This window comes from Paenibacillus sp. PK4536, assembly GCF_028594455.2.
In the GTDB taxonomy this organism is placed as follows: domain Bacteria; phylum Bacillota; class Bacilli; order Paenibacillales; family Paenibacillaceae; genus Saccharibacillus; species Saccharibacillus nuruki.
The window spans coordinates 3,393,043-3,411,401 of the sequence record NZ_CP126313.1 but is presented as its reverse complement, the minus strand read 5'-3'; the positions used below and the strand labels follow the sequence as shown (position 1 = coordinate 3,411,401).

At 39.6% G+C, this 18,359-nt stretch carries 12 protein-coding genes; 2 read left to right on the top strand and 10 right to left on the bottom strand.

Annotation, left to right across the window (positions count from 1 at the left end):
- The first annotated feature begins 167 nt into the window (after positions 1–167).
- Entirely contained in the window at positions 168–1,556 is a 1,389-nt protein-coding gene (locus PO903_RS15335; RefSeq protein ID WP_273593846.1) for a helix-turn-helix domain-containing protein, read from the top strand.
- 583 nt (positions 1,557–2,139) lie between these two features.
- On the opposite strand, the gene PO903_RS15330 is transcribed toward PO903_RS15335, so the two are convergent.
- The 7 genes from PO903_RS15330 to PO903_RS15300 form a co-directional block, all read right to left on the bottom strand.
- Positions 2,140–4,584, bottom strand: a complete 2,445-nt coding sequence (locus PO903_RS15330; protein ID WP_069328415.1) for a glycogen/starch/alpha-glucan phosphorylase — start codon at positions 4,582–4,584, stop codon at positions 2,140–2,142.
- 37 nt (positions 4,585–4,621) lie between these two features.
- Positions 4,622–5,725, bottom strand: coding sequence for a glucose-1-phosphate adenylyltransferase subunit GlgD (gene glgD, locus PO903_RS15325; RefSeq protein WP_069328463.1), 1,104 nt, complete (start codon positions 5,723–5,725; stop codon positions 4,622–4,624).
- A gap of 20 nt (positions 5,726–5,745) precedes the next feature.
- Positions 5,746–6,879 (bottom strand): glucose-1-phosphate adenylyltransferase, encoded by a 1,134-nt coding sequence (locus PO903_RS15320; RefSeq protein WP_069328416.1) that lies wholly within the window; start codon positions 6,877–6,879, stop codon positions 5,746–5,748.
- A gap of 137 nt (positions 6,880–7,016) precedes the next feature.
- Complete coding sequence (locus tag PO903_RS15315; RefSeq protein WP_069328417.1) at positions 7,017–7,574, bottom strand: imm11 family protein; 558 nt, start codon at positions 7,572–7,574, stop codon at positions 7,017–7,019.
- A 309-nt stretch (positions 7,575–7,883) separates the two neighbouring features.
- Entirely contained in the window at positions 7,884–9,062 is a 1,179-nt protein-coding gene (locus tag PO903_RS15310) for an acetoin utilization protein AcuC (protein WP_273593845.1), read from the bottom strand.
- A gap of 29 nt (positions 9,063–9,091) precedes the next feature.
- Complete coding sequence (locus tag PO903_RS15305; protein WP_069328419.1) at positions 9,092–9,724, bottom strand: GNAT family N-acetyltransferase; 633 nt, start codon at positions 9,722–9,724, stop codon at positions 9,092–9,094.
- A gap of 179 nt (positions 9,725–9,903) precedes the next feature.
- A complete protein-coding gene (locus PO903_RS15300; RefSeq protein ID WP_273593844.1) occupies positions 9,904–11,007 on the bottom strand; it encodes an acyltransferase family protein in 1,104 nt (367 codons plus the stop codon).
- A 435-nt stretch (positions 11,008–11,442) separates the two neighbouring features.
- Here PO903_RS15300 and acsA point away from each other — a divergent pair, with 435 nt between their 5' ends.
- On the top strand, positions 11,443–13,167 hold the full coding sequence (gene acsA, locus PO903_RS15295) for an acetate--CoA ligase (protein ID WP_273593843.1): 1,725 nt from the start codon (positions 11,443–11,445) through the stop codon (positions 13,165–13,167).
- Between the two features lie 113 nt (positions 13,168–13,280).
- On the opposite strand, the gene PO903_RS15290 is transcribed toward acsA, so the two are convergent.
- From PO903_RS15290 to PO903_RS15280, 3 genes are all read right to left on the bottom strand, one after another.
- On the bottom strand, positions 13,281–14,888 hold the full coding sequence (locus PO903_RS15290; RefSeq protein ID WP_273593842.1) for an ATP-binding protein: 1,608 nt from the start codon (positions 14,886–14,888) through the stop codon (positions 13,281–13,283).
- A 176-nt stretch (positions 14,889–15,064) separates the two neighbouring features.
- Positions 15,065–16,789 (bottom strand): carboxylesterase family protein, encoded by a 1,725-nt coding sequence (locus PO903_RS15285; RefSeq protein ID WP_273593841.1) that lies wholly within the window; start codon positions 16,787–16,789, stop codon positions 15,065–15,067.
- A gap of 330 nt (positions 16,790–17,119) precedes the next feature.
- A complete protein-coding gene (locus PO903_RS15280) occupies positions 17,120–18,280 on the bottom strand; it encodes a C40 family peptidase (protein WP_273593840.1) in 1,161 nt (386 codons plus the stop codon).
- Between the last annotated feature and the right edge of the window lie 79 nt (positions 18,281–18,359).

The following is an 18,359-nucleotide window of genomic DNA, read 5'->3' as shown; positions in this document are numbered from 1 at the left end:
TCGTTTCCAATTGCTATTCTCTATTTGTATATAGTGTACTGCTCTAATGTAAGCGTTATGACATTATATTTATGGTATTATTCCTATTTTTTTAGTAAAATAATAAATACCTTATTATTCGATAATAAAAAAAGATCGAGCAAAAATGATTGGAGTTGGGCAATGATATGAATAGTCACTGGTTAAATACCCTTAAATTTATGATGAAATGTATACATATTGAGTATCAGATTCCACTTTATCTTGTAGATCAGCATGCTGTACTGATTGAAGAATACCCTGCGCAGAACTTTAACCCTTTGTATACAAGTAAAAGTGAAGGGTTACAATTATTGACCAAACATATTCAGGGCAAGTATCCGCTAATTCATGCGACGAATTTTGTAGAACAGTATCTCATTATACCTTTACATTCGTATCCAGATGCTATTACAGATGAAAATGTTAGTAGTGATGCAAATAGGAATGTTTCCGCTTCTGATCTATCTTCTACAGTGCATACTACTTCTACCACGATGGCAGGTGCACTGATCGCAGGTCCTTTTTTCAATGCGATTGTGCCGGAAGAATTGATCAAAGGCATTATTGTAGATCATCAGTTATCATTCCGTCAGCAAGATGAAGTATGGGCATTTTATAAAAAAGTTCCCTTGATCTCCAAAGAACGTATCTATAATGCTGCGGTCATGATTTATTTTATGCTGTACCAGCAAGAATTAGATATTGCCGAATTGATTCAACATAACCTGCATATTCCTGCTACGTCTATTCACCGTGTGTATTTGGACTCTATTCCACGTCTAGCTTCATCTGAATCCTTAACACATCATGAGAATGATCCAGAATACTCGACCTCGGATCGTTATCATCATAATCCAGAAATGGAACGTGTCTTTCTTCAATATATTCGAGAAGGTCGCAAAGAAGATTTGATCCAGTGGGAATTAGGCTTTCCTACTGAAAAATTAGGCGTATTGTCCAAAAAAAGCTTGTTACGTAACGAAAAAAATCTAGGCATCTGCTCGGTTACGCTCGTCACACGTGCAGCGATGGATGGCGGAGTCAATGCTGAAATTGCTTATACGTTAAGCGACTTTTATATTCAAGCAGTTGAAGAATGTGAAAATCCCGCTCAAGTGCATATGACGACTCAACGATGTAATGCTGACTTTGTGGATCGCGTACTGGAAGGTCAAAAGCAACGATATTCGCATGAAGTTAATCTCACACGTCATTATATTTTCAGCCATCTGTACGAACCGATTCATCTACAAGATTTGGCAAAAGAAACAAAGCTAAATGCTGATTATTTATCGCAGTTATTCAAAAAAGAAATCGGCTGTTCGCCTGTTGTCTACATTCAGCAACAACGTATAGATGAAGCGAAAAAATTAATCAGTCTCTTTCATTATTCACTAGCGGAAATTTCGACGTTATTGCAGTTCCATGATCAGAGTTATTTTACGAAGATTTTCAAAAGGTACACGGGGGTTACGCCGAAGCAGTATCAGAAGAATCGTACGGGTGGGGAACGGATGGGTGTGGGGGTGTTTTAGAGTTACAGCGCTCCGGGTGCGGTATTGTTCTTGCCGTCGCTTGTTGTAAATGGATACCTTGATCAACCGCTTTGCGGTAGGTATCCATTTACAAAGGCGAGCGCTTCGCTCTTTCAGAACTATATCGCTCCCTGCGCTCAGTGGAAGTTTGTAACTCTGGTGTTAGATATATTGCATCTTTTTCAGATAAAACTGAATTATATTCATTATCTTCAGCAAAAAGTCTAATGATTTAGTATAACCATAATAAATAAGTGTTTCTTGTTTGGATGTAGACACTGATTTAGCGAAGGAAAAGGAATTATCCGTAAGAAGCGTAGCGTTAGCCTTACAAGTTTTCGCAAGAAAACTACTTCGTAAGCATACACTAAGAATGGATATTTACTGCGATAGCAGTTGTTCAAAATATCCATTCTTAACAGCGATCGAGAGGATAATCCTTTTACGTAGCGTTGTCCCTTCACCGCATAAAAGAAAAAGGAAACCCTCCCCACTATCATAATCATCCGCAGACAATCACAATACCAAGAAGGATTCCCTTCATTCACTAACTATATTCAGCTCATTCAATCCATATGCAATATTAAGGACGATCTACAGGTTTGATTTTCCAAATTTCTGACGCGTACTGCCCGATCGTCAGATCACTAGAGAATTTACCAGAATGCCCAATATTGTGAATAGATTTTTTCAGCCATTCTTTACGATTACGATAAGCGAGATCAATCTGAACATGAGCTTCTGTATAGGCAGAGAAATCTTTCAATACGAAATACTCATCGTTCATATCCAGAATTGAACGGTACAAAATATCAAATTCATTATTATGATTAGTGAATGGTCCACGTTCAATCAGTTGGTTCATGACTTCTTGAATACGTGAATCGCTGTTATAGATATCACGAGCATTATAACCACCATGCTGGTAATAATCCATCACTTGATTTGCATGTAAGCCGAAAATAAACATGTTATTGTCGCCTAACATCTCATGCATTTCCACGTTAGCACCATCCAATGTACCAACGGTTAGAGCACCATTCATCATAAATTTCATATTCCCTGTACCGGATGCTTCTTTACTGGCTGTCGAGATTTGCTCACTAACATCAGCCGCCGGAATAATCTTTTCTGCTAAAGACACTGAATAATTCTCTAAGAAAAAGACATTCAGTTTGTCTTTCACATCTGGATCATTATTCACAACGTTAGCTACGCTGTTAATTAGCTTGATCGTACTTTTTGCTAAATAATAACTTGGTGCTGCTTTGGCTCCAAAGATAAACGTACGTGGAACCATATCCAGTGATGGCATAGCTTTGATCTGATGGTACAGGTGAATAATATGAAGAATATTCAAGAACTGCCGCTTGTAGGCATGCAGGCGTTTAACCTGTACATCAAAGATCGAGTCGGTATTTACTTTAACATCGTATTTTTGCTCAATATACGACGCTAACTTTTGCTTATTATTCAGCTTGATCTGAGCTGTCCGTTCTTGGAAGCTAGCATCTTCGCTATATTTCAAAATGCCAACCATTTCTTGTGGATGCGTGATCCAGCGTGTACCGATCGATTCACTAACCAACTGAGACAATTCAGGGTTAGCATGCATCAACCAACGACGATGCGTAATCCCATTTGTTTTGTTATTGAACCGATCTGGATATAGCTCGTAGAAATTTTTCATTTCGCGTTGCTTCAGAATATCGGTATGCAATGCAGCTACACCATTGATACTATGACTACCTGCAATCGCCAAATGTGCCATTTTCACTTGATCATCAAAAACAATCGCCATGTGCGCTACACGATCAGGATCGTTTGGATATTTATCCATCAACATTCCGCAAAAACGAGTATTGATCTCTTCAATAATCATATACACACGTGGTAATAGTTCACGTACCATATGAGTCGGCCATTTTTCTAAAGCTTCACTCAAAATCGTATGGTTTGTATAGGAGACCGTTTTCGTCACAATTTCCCATGCGGTATCCCATCCATAGCCCTTTTCATCTAATAAAATACGCATGAGTTCAGGAATAACCAGTGTTGGATGCGTATCGTTAATATGAATGGCTATTTTTTTCGGCAATTCTTCGTAACTAAGCCCTAATTTATCATAGGTACGCAGAATACTTTGAAGACCAGCAGAGCAAAGGAAATACTGTTGCTTCAAGCGAAGCAGTCGTCCTTCATATTGGGAATCATCAGGATACAAGAACTCGGAGATCGACTCTACCGAACGATTGTAATCCAGATAGCTGTAATAGTTGCCTCCTGAAGAAGAACTACGACTTGCCATCTCACGCATTGGTTCTGCACTCCACAGACGAAGAGTATTCATGTGGGAAGATTCTTTGTTACCTTTGTATCCGATCACCGGAACATCGTAAGGAATCGCCCAGACACCCTCATAATCATGAAGAGAGAATTCAAGTTCGCCATCTTTTTCATGAACTTGAACATTACCACCAAAGCGAACTTCTACTTTACGGTCGTCACGACGGACTTCCCATTCGTTTCCTTTTTGTAGCCAGTTATCTGGTAATTCAACTTGATTACCATCCACTATTTTTTGCTCAAATAAACCGTATTTATAACGAATACCACAGCCATGCCCTGCATATCCCAGAGAAGCTAGTGAATCCATAAAGCAAGCAGCAAGGCGGCCAAGACCGCCATTACCTAGACCTGCATCTGCTTCTTGTTCTTCTATTTCAGAAAGAGAAACCCCTAAGTCTTCCAGACCTTCTTGTACAATTTCAAGGACACCCATATTGAGTAGGTTATTACCTAGTAGACGTCCTATCAGAAATTCAAGTGATAGATAATAGACTTGCTTTTCTTCATTATCTTTAAATTCGCGGTTCGTTGCTGCCCATTCTTTTCCCGCTGATTCACGGATCATGCGACTTAGAATCGTATATACATCTTCACTTGATACTTCTTCTAACGTTTTTCCTAATTTGGACACTACATTATCCTGAAATATACTTTTGAATGACTCTTTGCTTGTAAACAACAGGGCGTTCCTCCTCTATTCTATTTCTATTCTGTATTTAGACGGAAGTGCTCTTCGCTGTAACGTATGGTTTTATCACATCACCAATCAATGTGCGATCACCTGAAATGCGAACATCTTTATCCAAGATAACATTTTCCAGAACAGCGCCTGCTTCGATTGTACATTTTTGCAAAATAACCGAATTGACAACACGTGCGCCTTTTTCCACTTTAACTCCACGGAACAGAATACTATTTTCAACTTCTCCACCAATAATACATCCATTTGCCAAAAGTGAATTGGTCACTTTAGCGCTTTCTAAATACTTGGTTGGTGCTTCGTATTTAATTTTCGTCTGTACTGGTTTTTCATGGAACAATTTCATATAGTTATCCGGGTTCAATAGAGCCAGACTGTTTTTGTAATAACTTTCCACTGAATTGATGACTGCATTGTAGCCTGTATATTCATAAGCTGCAATTTTCAGACCATTCGGATTGTGCTGAATCACATCACGGAAGAAATAGCTTTTGCCATGAGCGATAGAGTAACGAACTTGATCCAAATACAATTCTTTATCCATAATAAAGATTTCTAGATAAACATTGCTGTGATCACGTTCATGGTGAAAACCGGACACATATCCATTCTCATCTACTTCTACACGACGACATGGGCCATGCTCTGGTTCCAATTCAGCTATTTTTTTGTAAACAACAGTGACATCAGCACCTTTTTCTTTGTGATACTTGTAGACTTCATTGAAATCTACTTTGTTCACATGCTGTGTTCCACTGTTCACTACGATATCACCAGAACTGCGATGGAAATAGTCCATATTATTATGAATATGTTGCAGATCCCCAAGTGAAGTGTCGGTTGGATCATGCCAATCCGGTGGCAAAATAAAGAGTCCGCCCCGTTTACGATCCAAGTCCCACGGTCTACCTTCGCCTAGATGATCCATCAATGAACGATATTTACGACGAACAAATAATGCGATATCTTCCATACCTGCATACATCATATTTGATAAAGCAAAATCGATCAGACGATAGCGTCCACCAAATGGAACGGCTGCACCGCAACGGAAATATGTTAATTCATTTAATTGGTCTAATTCATGATCCAGGTTGATAACTCCTACGAAGCCCTTCATTCCCATCACCGTCCTCTATATTATAATGACTCATTCGTTATTAGTAAGATTTCGCTCTCATCTTCACGATCCACACCGATTTGTGTGCCATCTGGTAATACCATACCATCATCAATAATCGCGCGGTGAATACGGACATTTTTACCTATTTTAACATTAGGCATAATAACAGAATCAGTAATCATACTACCTTCGCCGACTTCCACGCCAAAGAATAGAACTGAATGATTAATTTCACCATGTACAATACAACCTTCGTTAATAATGCTATCACTGACTTTAGCTTCAGGTGCAATGTATTGAGCAGGCTGATTCGGGCTACGTGTGAAAATACGCCAGTTTGGATCATTCAAATCCAATTCCGGATGTTCGGATAACATGTCCATATTGGATTCCCATAGACTTTGGATTGTACCGACATCTCTCCAATAGCCTTCGAATGGATAAGCGTACAATGTTTTGTCATCATCTAATAGTAAAGGAATAATATCTTTACCGAAGTCATAAGAAGATGTTGGATTCGTCTCATCTTGAATTAGATAAGATTTAAGCACATCCCATTTGAACAAGTAAATTCCCATAGAAGCAAGAGTACTTTTTGGATGTTCTGGTTTTTCGTCAAACTCGTAAATTTTAAGATCATCATCTGTATTCAGCATACCAAAACGGCTTGCTTCTTCCAGCGTGACATTGACTACAGAGATGGTGCAATCTGCGTCTTTTTCTTTATGGTAATCCAGCATTTTGCCATAATCCATTTTGTAGATATGGTCACCGGATAAAATAAGAACGTGTTCAGGATCGAATCTTTCCACGAAATTAAGGTTGCGATAGATCGCATCTGCTGTTCCTTGATACCAGCTACTACCTTCTTCGCGTTCATGTGGCGGCAATACAAAGACTCCACCATTTTTGCGATCCATATCCCAATCGTTACCAACACCTATGTATGCATGAAGGACCATGGGTTCATATTGTGTCAATACACCTACTGTATCAATACGTGAATTGGCGCAATTACTAAGAGGAAAATCGATAATACGATAAGTACCACCAAAATATACGGCTGGCTTTGCCAGGAATCTTGTTAGACCTTTGAGTCTTTTGCCTTGACCTCCGGCAAGCAACATTGCTACTACTTCTTTCTTACTCATGGAAAAGCCCCCTTCATGTGATTATCATATAATTTGCAGAGACATGTAACGCTAAGAATCAATGAATCATTTAACGATACCCTTGTATTCCAAAAAAGAAGGAGACCGCCTATTAAGGCATGTTGCACCTATAAATACTACAGATTTTCCTTAAAAACAATACCAGCTATGTTCTGCGCACGGCACGCTTCTACGAATTCAGAAGAAGCTACTATTAGACTGATATCTTCGTTCGAACGAACGAGTCCATGACCTCGAAGCCCATCCGGTTGAAAAGCCACCGAAATGTAATGTACTGGACTTCCATGAATACCCGGAAGTAGTGGAATATGTACAGATTCTTCGGGATCAAGACAATTGATAACGGTCAAAATATTGAGCACCTGAAATCCATTCAGCGGTGTTCCGTTCACAGTGACTTCTGCATCTACCAATTGCACATCTTTATCTGCATATTGTCGAATCACATTAGCTAGCCTGGGTCCGACCAAATCTGGACCGTCGCTCATAAACCAATCAAAATGCATTAAGTGATTAAGATCGATATCTCCTTGCAAATGGAACTTTGGCGTCTTCGCCCAATCTCGTTGAGGTGTGCCTTTTTTGAAACTCAAATGATCCGGCGAATCATTGAAATTGTACTTAAACCAATAACGATCCGGGTATACATTCGCTGGTGATAGGATATAGCACATACATATCTCTTCCTTTCGGGATCGGCAGACCATTCCATACTATAAATGAATGATAGATTTACCTCATTACTTGATTATAGTATCTATTTCTACACATAGGGTAATTCTCCCTGCTTACTGTTCATATTACCTTACCCTTTTACACGTTGTATGTGAAAATCCTTCGTCTGCCAATCTCCCGGCAAAATATATATACCCGAAAATGTGCATTTCGCCACTTTTAAGTGATTACGATTTTGTTACAAGCTGGCTTATTGCTATTTTATACCAGTTATAACACAATTGGATACTAGCAATTCTATTCTGCTATTATTTTAGATAAGTAGCCGCTATTTCACAGATTTTGCGATTGGATAAAGTAATCTCATCTCGCCTTGGAATAGGCTCCCAGCGTGTGACATCATCTAGCCATGTACGTGGTAAATCGACAGGACTTTCTGCTTGCCAGCGTTCTAGCCAGACCTCAGGTAGTGATAGTAATGGCTCTTGATCAATCTGTTGAAGTAGTGGATGGTTGCTCATTTCAAGCCATAACAATGACCACGCTCTAGGCACCACACGCCAGATATCATATCCACCACCACCAAGGGCTACCCACCGTCCTTCGCACCATTGATGAGCCGCTTCATGGATCATACGAGGCATCTCCCGATAGATCTGCATCGAACAATGCAAATGAGACAAAGGATCAAGTGCATGAGCATCGCATCCATGCTGACTAATAATGAGATCAGGACGAGCACGTTCTAACACTTGATGCAGTGTTGTCTCAAAACATTCTAACCACGAATCATCTTCTGTATACGGTTCAAGGGGTAGATTGACTGTAAATCCAAATCCTTCACCTGCACCTCGTTCTTCAACTCTTCCTGTTCCCGGAAATAAATACTTACCGGTCTCATGAATCGAGTACGTGAATACATCAGGATCGGTATAAAAGCACATCTCCACTCCATCCCCATGATGCACATCGGTATCAATATAGAGGACTCTAGCTCCATAAGCTTCTCGTACATGAGCTATAGCAAGTGCCGCATCATTATAAATACAGAAGCCTGCCCCTTTCTGTGGCATCGCATGGTGCAGTCCACCGCCCAAATGAAGCGCATGTGTCGCCTGACCATCCATCACCATCTGCGCCGCAGTTACCGAGCCAGCAGCAATCGACAGCGCACTCTGATGCATACCTGCAAAGTAAGGAGTATCGCCTTGATGAAGACCATATTGTGCAGCATGATCCATCGCTTTTGTGGCAGGATGTTCTACACTTAGTTGCTTTACAACATCGATATATTCAGGAATATGAACTTGTTGTAACAAATGATGATCGGGCAGTTCAGTCGGCACAAAGATTTGGTCTATAGACAAAGCATCCACTTGTTGCAACAGATCACGAGTCAACGTTAATCTACGCTGATCAAATGGATGATTCTGATGAAAAACATATTTTAGACTATCAGGATGATACATATATGCTGCTTTGTCCATCTATCGATTCTCCTTTCTATCGCTCCTAATTAGTACATAAATCGCTGACGGAATCGTAAGCGATCAAATGCTTCTACAGAAGATTGCGGCACATATTTACCTACACGTACCATAAGACAATTGGCAGGATGAGAACATATTTCAGGATCATCTGTCGCGAACCAGACCATATCTACATTTTTCATTAACTGCTCCATCATTTTGCGATAATCCCAGACACTAAGCCCTGTACTTTCAAGATCCCAATGCCAATAGTATTCTGTAGTGAATACAATCATATGATCCAATTGCTCTTCTCGAAAAGAAAGCTGGATCAATTTCTTAGCAATGTCTAGTCCGCGATAGTCATTAGCTACTTCAACTGCACCTAGCTCGATCAAATCTTCCATATTTCCTTCAGACCATCGTTCATATTCATCAGCATAATGAAAAGTAACATAGCCGACGATCATATCACCGTCACACGCCATAATAATACGTCCTTCATCCAATGCCGCAATTTCAATCAATGCTTCCCACTGTTCAGGTGGACGACGAAAAGCATCAAGTTGGGGATGCATCTGCTTGGTACGAATATGTTCTGGAGAGACGGGCCCTTCTAATATTAATGTACACCGAGGAGACACCAGTGTTTCCGTTTGTGGGATTTTCAAATGCTCCATACTGAGATTCCTTTCTGTATTAGAGTATTGAATAGGTTATGTTTTATTGTGTATTTATTGATAACGCTTTCTTTATAGTTTTGATTATACCGACTTTTGCAGTAAATGTATGTGTCGATCTACAAAGAAAGACCTTCTTAGTCATTAAGAAGGTCTGCTCTATATCTATATTGAATATATTATGATTTAATTTCTGTAGCCAACTTGCGATTGGATAGTGTTGTAGCTGACTTCGGCACATTCACTCGACCTACGATGTATTTACCTATTTTCATCCGATTCAATATATTAATCGTTAGATACGAGCAAGCAATCCCTCCGATAAATAACAAAGGAATCTCCAAATATCCTAGTGACCAATGAAAAGATTCCACAGCGAGATCCATCATTTGTAGATAGAACCAATGTAACAAGTAAATGCCGAATGAATACTGACTAATCGCAGATAAGATAGGTGGCATTTTTTTTACATGACGGAACGCTAAAAAGAGTACAAAAATCAATAATACTGTGAATAAGATCATGTCCATTCGTTTTGAGCCAAATCCAAAACTAGAATATACATTATTGTACAGAATCAATGCAATCGATACAGGTAATGCGGCATAGATCCATACTTTGTATTTTTCAATATACTGCATAAAAGTCTGATAATTTTTACCGCAATAATAAGCAAGTGCAAAGTAAAATACCCAACCTGTAAATGGCATCCAGTATCCTCGATCCCAAATATAGGCAATATACTGATTATTGCTAGGCGGTGCTACCAGATTAAAGAAAGCCAAATACCCTACATTCACTACTAGCGATATCATAAGTACCCACTTCGCTGAAAAGCGGTCTATATATTTGTTAAACAGTTGATGTAGAATATAAAACTGGAAAATAACCAATACAAACCATCCGTGATAAGCTCCCAGTAAATTAAATACAACTAGCTTGGGAATTGACCATCCATTTAGAATACCCGACATGATCGCATAAAAGACAGCCATACAAGCAAATGGAATCAATAGAAATTTAATTCGTTTACTATAGAACTGCTTAGGCAAATGATTGGGATACGAATAAGCTAAGACTAATGCGGATATAAAGACAAATGTAGATGTCCCAAACGAAAGCAGTCCAGCCAGAGTCCACAGTCCAAATTGAATTGCACCTTCTGTGCTTTCACCTGTAGTGAATTTGATCGAATGTAATAATACAACACTCATACAAGCGATAGCTCGGATCATGCCTACCTCGCCAATCGTTTGCCTGGGAGAAATGGTACTTTGTTTCATTACGTGATAAACCTCCTTTTAAGTTAAAAAGTATAGTTAATGCTTAAGATTTCTAGGTACACATCTCTCCTTTTAATCTGCTTGACTATTAGGGTAGACATCGAATACTGGTTCTAAAAGAACTCAATCACTAGCATAATTATTCGTTTTGAATTATTATGTTCGTCTAAAATAGTTAAGTTATTCAATACGAATCATTTTCATTCGTTATATATTACTACAAAGTTGTAATCTTTTGTAGTCAAAATGTAAATTTATGATTTTTTTCATGATTATGATGTAAAAGTGATTTGTAAAGAAAAGGATATTTCGCTATGCTATACTACAGGAAAATATAAAATTGAACAATTTGTGAAATCGTAGTATTGTTTTTTGTAAGCGCTATATATGGTAATCGCAACACAAGATCGTATCTCAGTAATCATGGAGGTCATTATGGGAAAAGATAACGTGGAAACTATTGCTGTAGAAGCTACACAAGCCAATATGATGGATTATGAAGAAGCCAGTCGTACATTTGACTGGGCTGATGTAGAAAAAAGGTTCTCGTGGCATGAATCGGGAAAAGTGAATTTGGCTTATGAAGCGATAGATCGTCATGCTACTTCTGGACGTGGTGATCATATCGCTCTTCATTACAGTGATGCAGTACGTAGTGAATCGTATACTTTTGAACAATTACGTCAAGAATCGAATCGTGCTGCTAATATGCTTCGCCAACTAGGGATCGGTAAAGGTGATCGGGTCTTTATTTTTATGCCGAGAACACCTGAACTGTACTTTACACTACTCGGTATTATCAAAATCGGTGCAGTTGCAGGGCCTTTATTTGAAGCTTTTATGGAAACGGCAGTTAGAGATCGCTTGGCAGATAGTGGTGCTATCGCTATTATTACAACCCCCAAATTGGTTGAACGGGTTCCAAGTGCTGATTTGCCAGAACTTCAACATGTGATTCTTGTAGGGGAAGCAGCAGAAATTACTGCTCCTTATATTGATTTTGCCCAAGAAATGAGCAAAGCTTCTACTGAAGCAGAGGTCGAATGGGTAGATCTTGATGATGGTCTAATCCTTCATTATACTTCAGGCTCTACAGGCAAGCCTAAAGGCGTGTATCATGTCCATCGTGCGATGATTCAACAAGAATACACCGGACGGATTGTACTCGATCTTCAAGCGGATGATGTGTATTGGTGTACTGCTGACCCGGGTTGGGTCACAGGAACGTCTTACGGTATTTTTGCACCGTGGTTAAATGGAGTGACTAACATCGTGCGTGGAGGACGATTCAGCCCGCAAGATTGGTATGAGACGATTGGACGCTATCAAGTGACCGTCTGGTATAGTGCGCCTACTGCTTTCCGGATGTTAATGGGAGCTGGAGATGAAGTTGTTCAGCAATATGATCTCTCTTCACTTCGTCATGTATTAAGCGTAGGCGAACCGCTGAACCCTGAAGTTATTCGCTGGGGTTATCGTGTCTATGGTCAACGGATTCATGATACATGGTGGATGACAGAGACAGGCGCACAGCTTATCTGTAACTACCCACGTATGGATATCCGACCTGGTTCGATGGGTCGTCCGATTCCGGGCGTAGAAGCAGCTATTATTGATGATGCTGGTAATATCCTTCCTCCTCTACGAATGGGAAACTTGGCGATTAAGACACCATGGCCTTCGATGATGTACAAAATCTGGAATAATCCTGCCAAATTTGAAGAATATACACGTATTCCGGGATGGTATATCTCAGGGGATTCTGCTTATATGGATGAAGACGGATACTTCTGGTTTCAGGGACGGATTGATGATGTTATCAATACCTCTGGTGAGCGTGTAGGTCCATTTGAAGTCGAAAGTAAACTGGTAGAACACCCAGCAGTTGCCGAAGCAGGAGTTATCGGTAAGCCTGATCCTGTGCGTGGTGAGGTTATCAAAGCCTTTATTTCGCTTCGAGAAGGTTATACAGCTACCGAAGAATTGAAGCAAGAGATCACTCGTTTTGTCAAAGAAGGATTATCTGCTCATGCGGCTCCACGTGAGATTGAATTCAAAGACAAACTTCCCAAAACACGCAGTGGTAAAATTATGCGTCGTGTCTTGAAAGCTTGGGAGTTAGAATTACCTACGGGTGATTTGTCGACTATTGAAGATTAATAGAAATGCTTAATAGCTGAAGTACAGCATCTGAAGTAGACTCAATTCGTAATATCCAAATAGATAAGATCAAAAAAAACCGCCCCTTTTAATCAAGAGGCGGTTTTTTGATCTTATTTTTGTAGTTCTTGTTTTACCGAGTCAATCATTTCAGCTAGCTTTTGAATAGGTAACGGCTTAGATAGAGCACCGTTCATGCCTGAAGCTGAGATCTGTTCCTGATCATCTTTGAATACATGAGCTGTTAAGGCAACAATAGGAATCATTCGATTCTGAATCGTACTGGAATGGCGAATCTCATCTGTAGCTTGAAGCCCATCCATTACAGGCATTTGAATATCCATCAGTACCAGATCATAAGTCGAATCTTTTTCTAATGCACGAACAGCTTCTAGACCATTTTCTGCAAATTCTGCGCGATGCCCCAGCTTTTCTAACATACGCATCGTAATAAGACGGCTAATCCGGTCATCATCAGCTAATAGTATTTTTAAGCTATTAGGGTTGGATTCAGCAACCATATCTTCTGGTGGTTCGATATCTTGTACTAAAGGCGTGTATTCTTTGTTCATCCCTTCACTCGTAGACGTATGAGCATAACCCATTGGAATCGTAAATTGGAAAATTGTGCCGATTCCCGGATCACTATCCACCGTGATCTGTCCACCCATTAACTCAACAATTTGCTGACTAATAACAAGTCCTAGACCTGTCCCACCAAATTTGCGAGTCTGTGAATCATCTACTTGACTGAAACTTTTAAATAATTTAGGCATGTCTTTTTCTGCAATGCCGATACCTGTATCTTTAACTTTAAAATGAAGCATCAACTTATCTTCAGATAATTCTTGTCCTTCAAGTGAAATCTTTACCGAACCTTCTGCTGTAAATTTGATAGCGTTACCAATCAAGTTATTCAGCACTTGCTTCAGTCGGTGCGGATCTCCTAGCACGATTTGAGGTACACGTTTACCGATATGAAGAAGCAAATCAATCTTTTTCTCTAACGCTAACGGACGATGCGCTTTGATCGTAATATCCATCAACTCATGAATATTATATTCGATATTTTCAAGATTCATTTTTTCTGCTTCGATCTTAGAGAAATCCAGTACATCATTAATTAGTGTTAATAATGTCTCTGCACTATTTTGAACAATTTTCATATTATCGCGTTGTTCTTGATCAATCTCACTTAACAAGATCAATTCGGTCATTCCGATAATACCGTTCAATGGTGTGCGGAACTCATGACTCATATTAGCGATAAAACGGCTTTTCGCACGATTAGCAGCTTCTGCTAATTCGGCTGCACGTTTGGCTTGTTGCTCCGCTGTTTTGCGATCTGTAATATCAAATTGAATTCCTACAAAATAATGGCATTCACCATTTCGATCAAAAATAGGATCTAAATTAATTTCATTCCAAAAAGGAGTTCCATTCTTTGTATAATTCAAAATCTCGATGACAGCAGATTCTTGTTTATTCAATGCTTCACGAATCTTTTTAACCGCTGCTGGATCGGTATCTACCCCTTGTAGAAAACGACAGTTATATCCGATCGCTTGGTTTTTAGTGTAACCTGTCAATTCTGTGAAATGACTATTTACAAAAACAAGCGGAAAGTCTCTTCTTCGTGCATCTGCAATCGTTACAGAAGATTTTAAATTCTGTACTACATACTCCCAGTCGACTGCTGCTGTTTTAGGATTTATATTCATGGTGCCTCCCAAAGATTTATGTCAAGTTCATCCATTAGTTATATCTATCATATAATTATAGCTAAATTTAAACAAGTAGAAGGATATTCAAACTTTTTATTATAATAAAAAAAGTACTGATTAGCGAGTAACCTCTGCTGATTCAGTACTTTTCATTCTAGTTTATCTCATTTGTTCTAATATTGTGACTCCATAAAAAATCTACCTTTTAATACGTTGTCCCATACTACAGACTGAGCAGATTCCGATAATGAAGATTGAATCGATTTTTTCATTGTAGCTGATGTTGGTGCTGGCTCAATCATTTTGATATTGGCTTGCTTATTATTCGCATCGAATTGCAATAGTTGTCCTGATTGTTGCCATGATTGCCACACAGGTAATGCCCCGCTATGAATAGGTTGATCATGCAAGAAATGACGAATATATTGACGGTAACGATGCATCAATTGTACTCTTCCTGCTTGATTATCTTCTTTGTAAAATTGATCTTTAAATAATAATCCATAATTACTTTGCGCAAAGTTACCACTTAAGAAGTCCATATCTACGCCATGAGTAGCTGCTAGGTATTTGGCAGGTGCTTGTAATCCATCTACATCGGTTCCCCATGCAAAACGATACACATAGATCGGTAATGCTTTACTATCTTGGGTAAATGTATTCGCTACTTGATCGGCATTAAACGCGGAATATAATTGACTTCCATATTCGGTCGCTTGCCAGAACTGCTTCTGCTCTGCTTTGTCCCATGTATTTTTGGTAAAATGGTCGCTAAACTGAGGATCATAAGCAGCAAACACATTAAACTCATTTTTCATACTACCAATTAACATCGGTACACGATTGTATTTGCCACTTTGTACCACATCGAATCCATTTTTCGGTAGAACATATCCATCTGCAAATAAATGCGGAAATTCAGACATTCGAATCATAACGCTACCTACAGCTTGAACCAGTTGCTTACTATCCAGTGAACGTAGCGTTTGTTGTAATGTAGCAGCATCTGTTTCTTTAAGATACGTGAGCGCTTCACTTTCAGTAGCAGCTTTACCTGCTTGAACTAATACTTTCGCTAATTGAGTATTGGAATAAGCTTGTCCTTCCGCTGGTGTAGCTGTGGTCATTCCTCCGCTTAAAGGCATCGCTTTGGTAAATAATCCTTTGGCTAGTGGCGAAATGACTAATGCTAATACATCGCGCGCTCCGGCAGACTGACCGCCTAATGTTACATTATTGGCATCACCGCCAAAGCTACCAATCTGCTGCTGTACCCATTTCAAGGCTGCAATCTGGTCTAATAGCGCAAAATTGCCTGAATCTTCTGCTGGATCGCCACTTTGTATTGCTTTGTTATGAATCCATCCTAATAAGCCTAAGCGATAATTCACAGTCACAACAACCGAGTCCGTGCTAGTAGCTAAAGACTGCGCTTCCAGAGCAGCCGAACTTCCTGTTACATTTCCCCCACCATGCAAAAAGACAAGCACAGGCAGGTCGGTTGCAGACGTATGTGGTCGATAAATATTAAGATATAGACAGTCTTCAGCACCAACGACTTTCCCATCTACTAATTGAGTACAGATTTTGCCTGCTTGGAGAGCATTATAATGCTGGGTTGGAGATGATGCGATCGGTTGAGGTGCTTTCCAGCGTAAGTCTCCTACAGGAGCTTGAGCATAGGGAATACCTGACCATACTAATGTATTATTGTTACCTGCTTGTAACCCTTTAAATATACCTACACTTGTAGGTTGATTTACATTTTCTTCATATTTGTAGTTCATCGTATCACTCTTTGTTTGGTTAGATTGAACGGCTCCTTCTACGATACCGTTGTTAGATAATATACACATGAATACAAGCAACCACAACCATTGAACTTTTTTCTTCATCATTTGAATACCTCCTTGATTGGCAAATCGTTTGATTTATAGATGTATACAAAGAAAAGCACTAGCTCTATAGCTATGTAGATCAAGATGAACGTAAAAAAACCTAATCCAACCACAGAGGATACACAGTAATGTGTTCTTCTATCGTCAAATTAGGTTTTGCCTGCTAGAGCAGTAACAATCCTTTATATTACAGGTAGTATACACTCTTTTGGTAACGCTTACAATATATTTTGTCGAAAATAGTAAAAACTTGTTTTCTTTACCTTACTTAAGGCAGAGAGAACAAGTTTTTACTATCTTGATCTATGAACTAATCTACATTCTTTTGAACTATTGCAAAACACGGCGAGCCGTTACATAGTGCTTCACCCAATAATCAAGATCTAGATTAGAAATAGCGATACCGTCCAAACTCACACTATTATGAACTAGCTTGTTATCGCCAGCGTATATGCCTACATGAGAAATCACATTTGGATCTCCACCTGAGAAGAAAAGTAAATCTCCTTTTTGCCATTGTCCACGTTCAACTTCGATGCCTACATTTTTCTGATATTGTGTTCCCCAAGCCAGATCAATACCTGCTTGTGCGAATACATACCGTGTAAATGAAGAGCAATCAAACAATGTAGGTGCTTCATTTTTGCCATAACCATAATGCGTAATTCCTTGTAAAGCTAATGCACTACCCAGAATAAGATCAGCAGTCGCTTCATCCAAAGGTGACCCTGTTGCTAGTGTAGGTGGTGGTGTAACCGTTACAGGTGGCTGGAATGGCACATCATCCACTTCTGGAATTGCATCTACAGGTAAGCTTGTAAGCACAGGTGTAGCTGAAGCTGGTAACGTATACGATACGTAATCTGTCGATACATAACCGATGGTGCCTGTATTATCTTTGATTTTGATCCAAGAAGCACTGGGTTGTTCCAAAGCTTTGAACGTTTCACCGACAGGCATCACTCGTAATACAGCACTACCTGTTTTGGGCTCTGCTCTAAAATTAACACCCCGTTCGATAATGCCTGTACCTGGATCATTGGTACGAGGTACTGTTGTCACGGGTGGTGTACTTGGCGATACGGACGCAGGCGCACTAGCTTGCGTGATCGTTGGTGTATCTTTTGGTGTCTGAAGCTTAGAAGACGATTGTTCTTGACTGGATACTGTATTGGTAGACGTTGTTGGTGTACTTATCGTCTCAGCGTCTGCTGGCTTAGGTGTATAGTTGATATAACTTGCCGATACATAGCCTGTTTTTACGCCTACTTTGACTCGTAACCAATAACTATTTACTTCTCGAAGTATTTTAATATTCGTTCCAGGTTGGAGTGTACCATACACTGTACTATCTGCTGACGGACCTGAACGGAAGTTAACTGGCAGATTCACTTTGCCTACCGGTACAGGCGTTGCTGCTGCTTCCATCATTTGAGGCGTAGAAGTGAGCAACACAGCCGCTGTCACCAGAGTAATAAGATTTCGTTTCATAGATGCCCTCCTTGAAAATTCTGTTGCGATTGGTCTGATGTCTCCTGATGTGTAGAGTCTATGTATTAACCACAAAAAT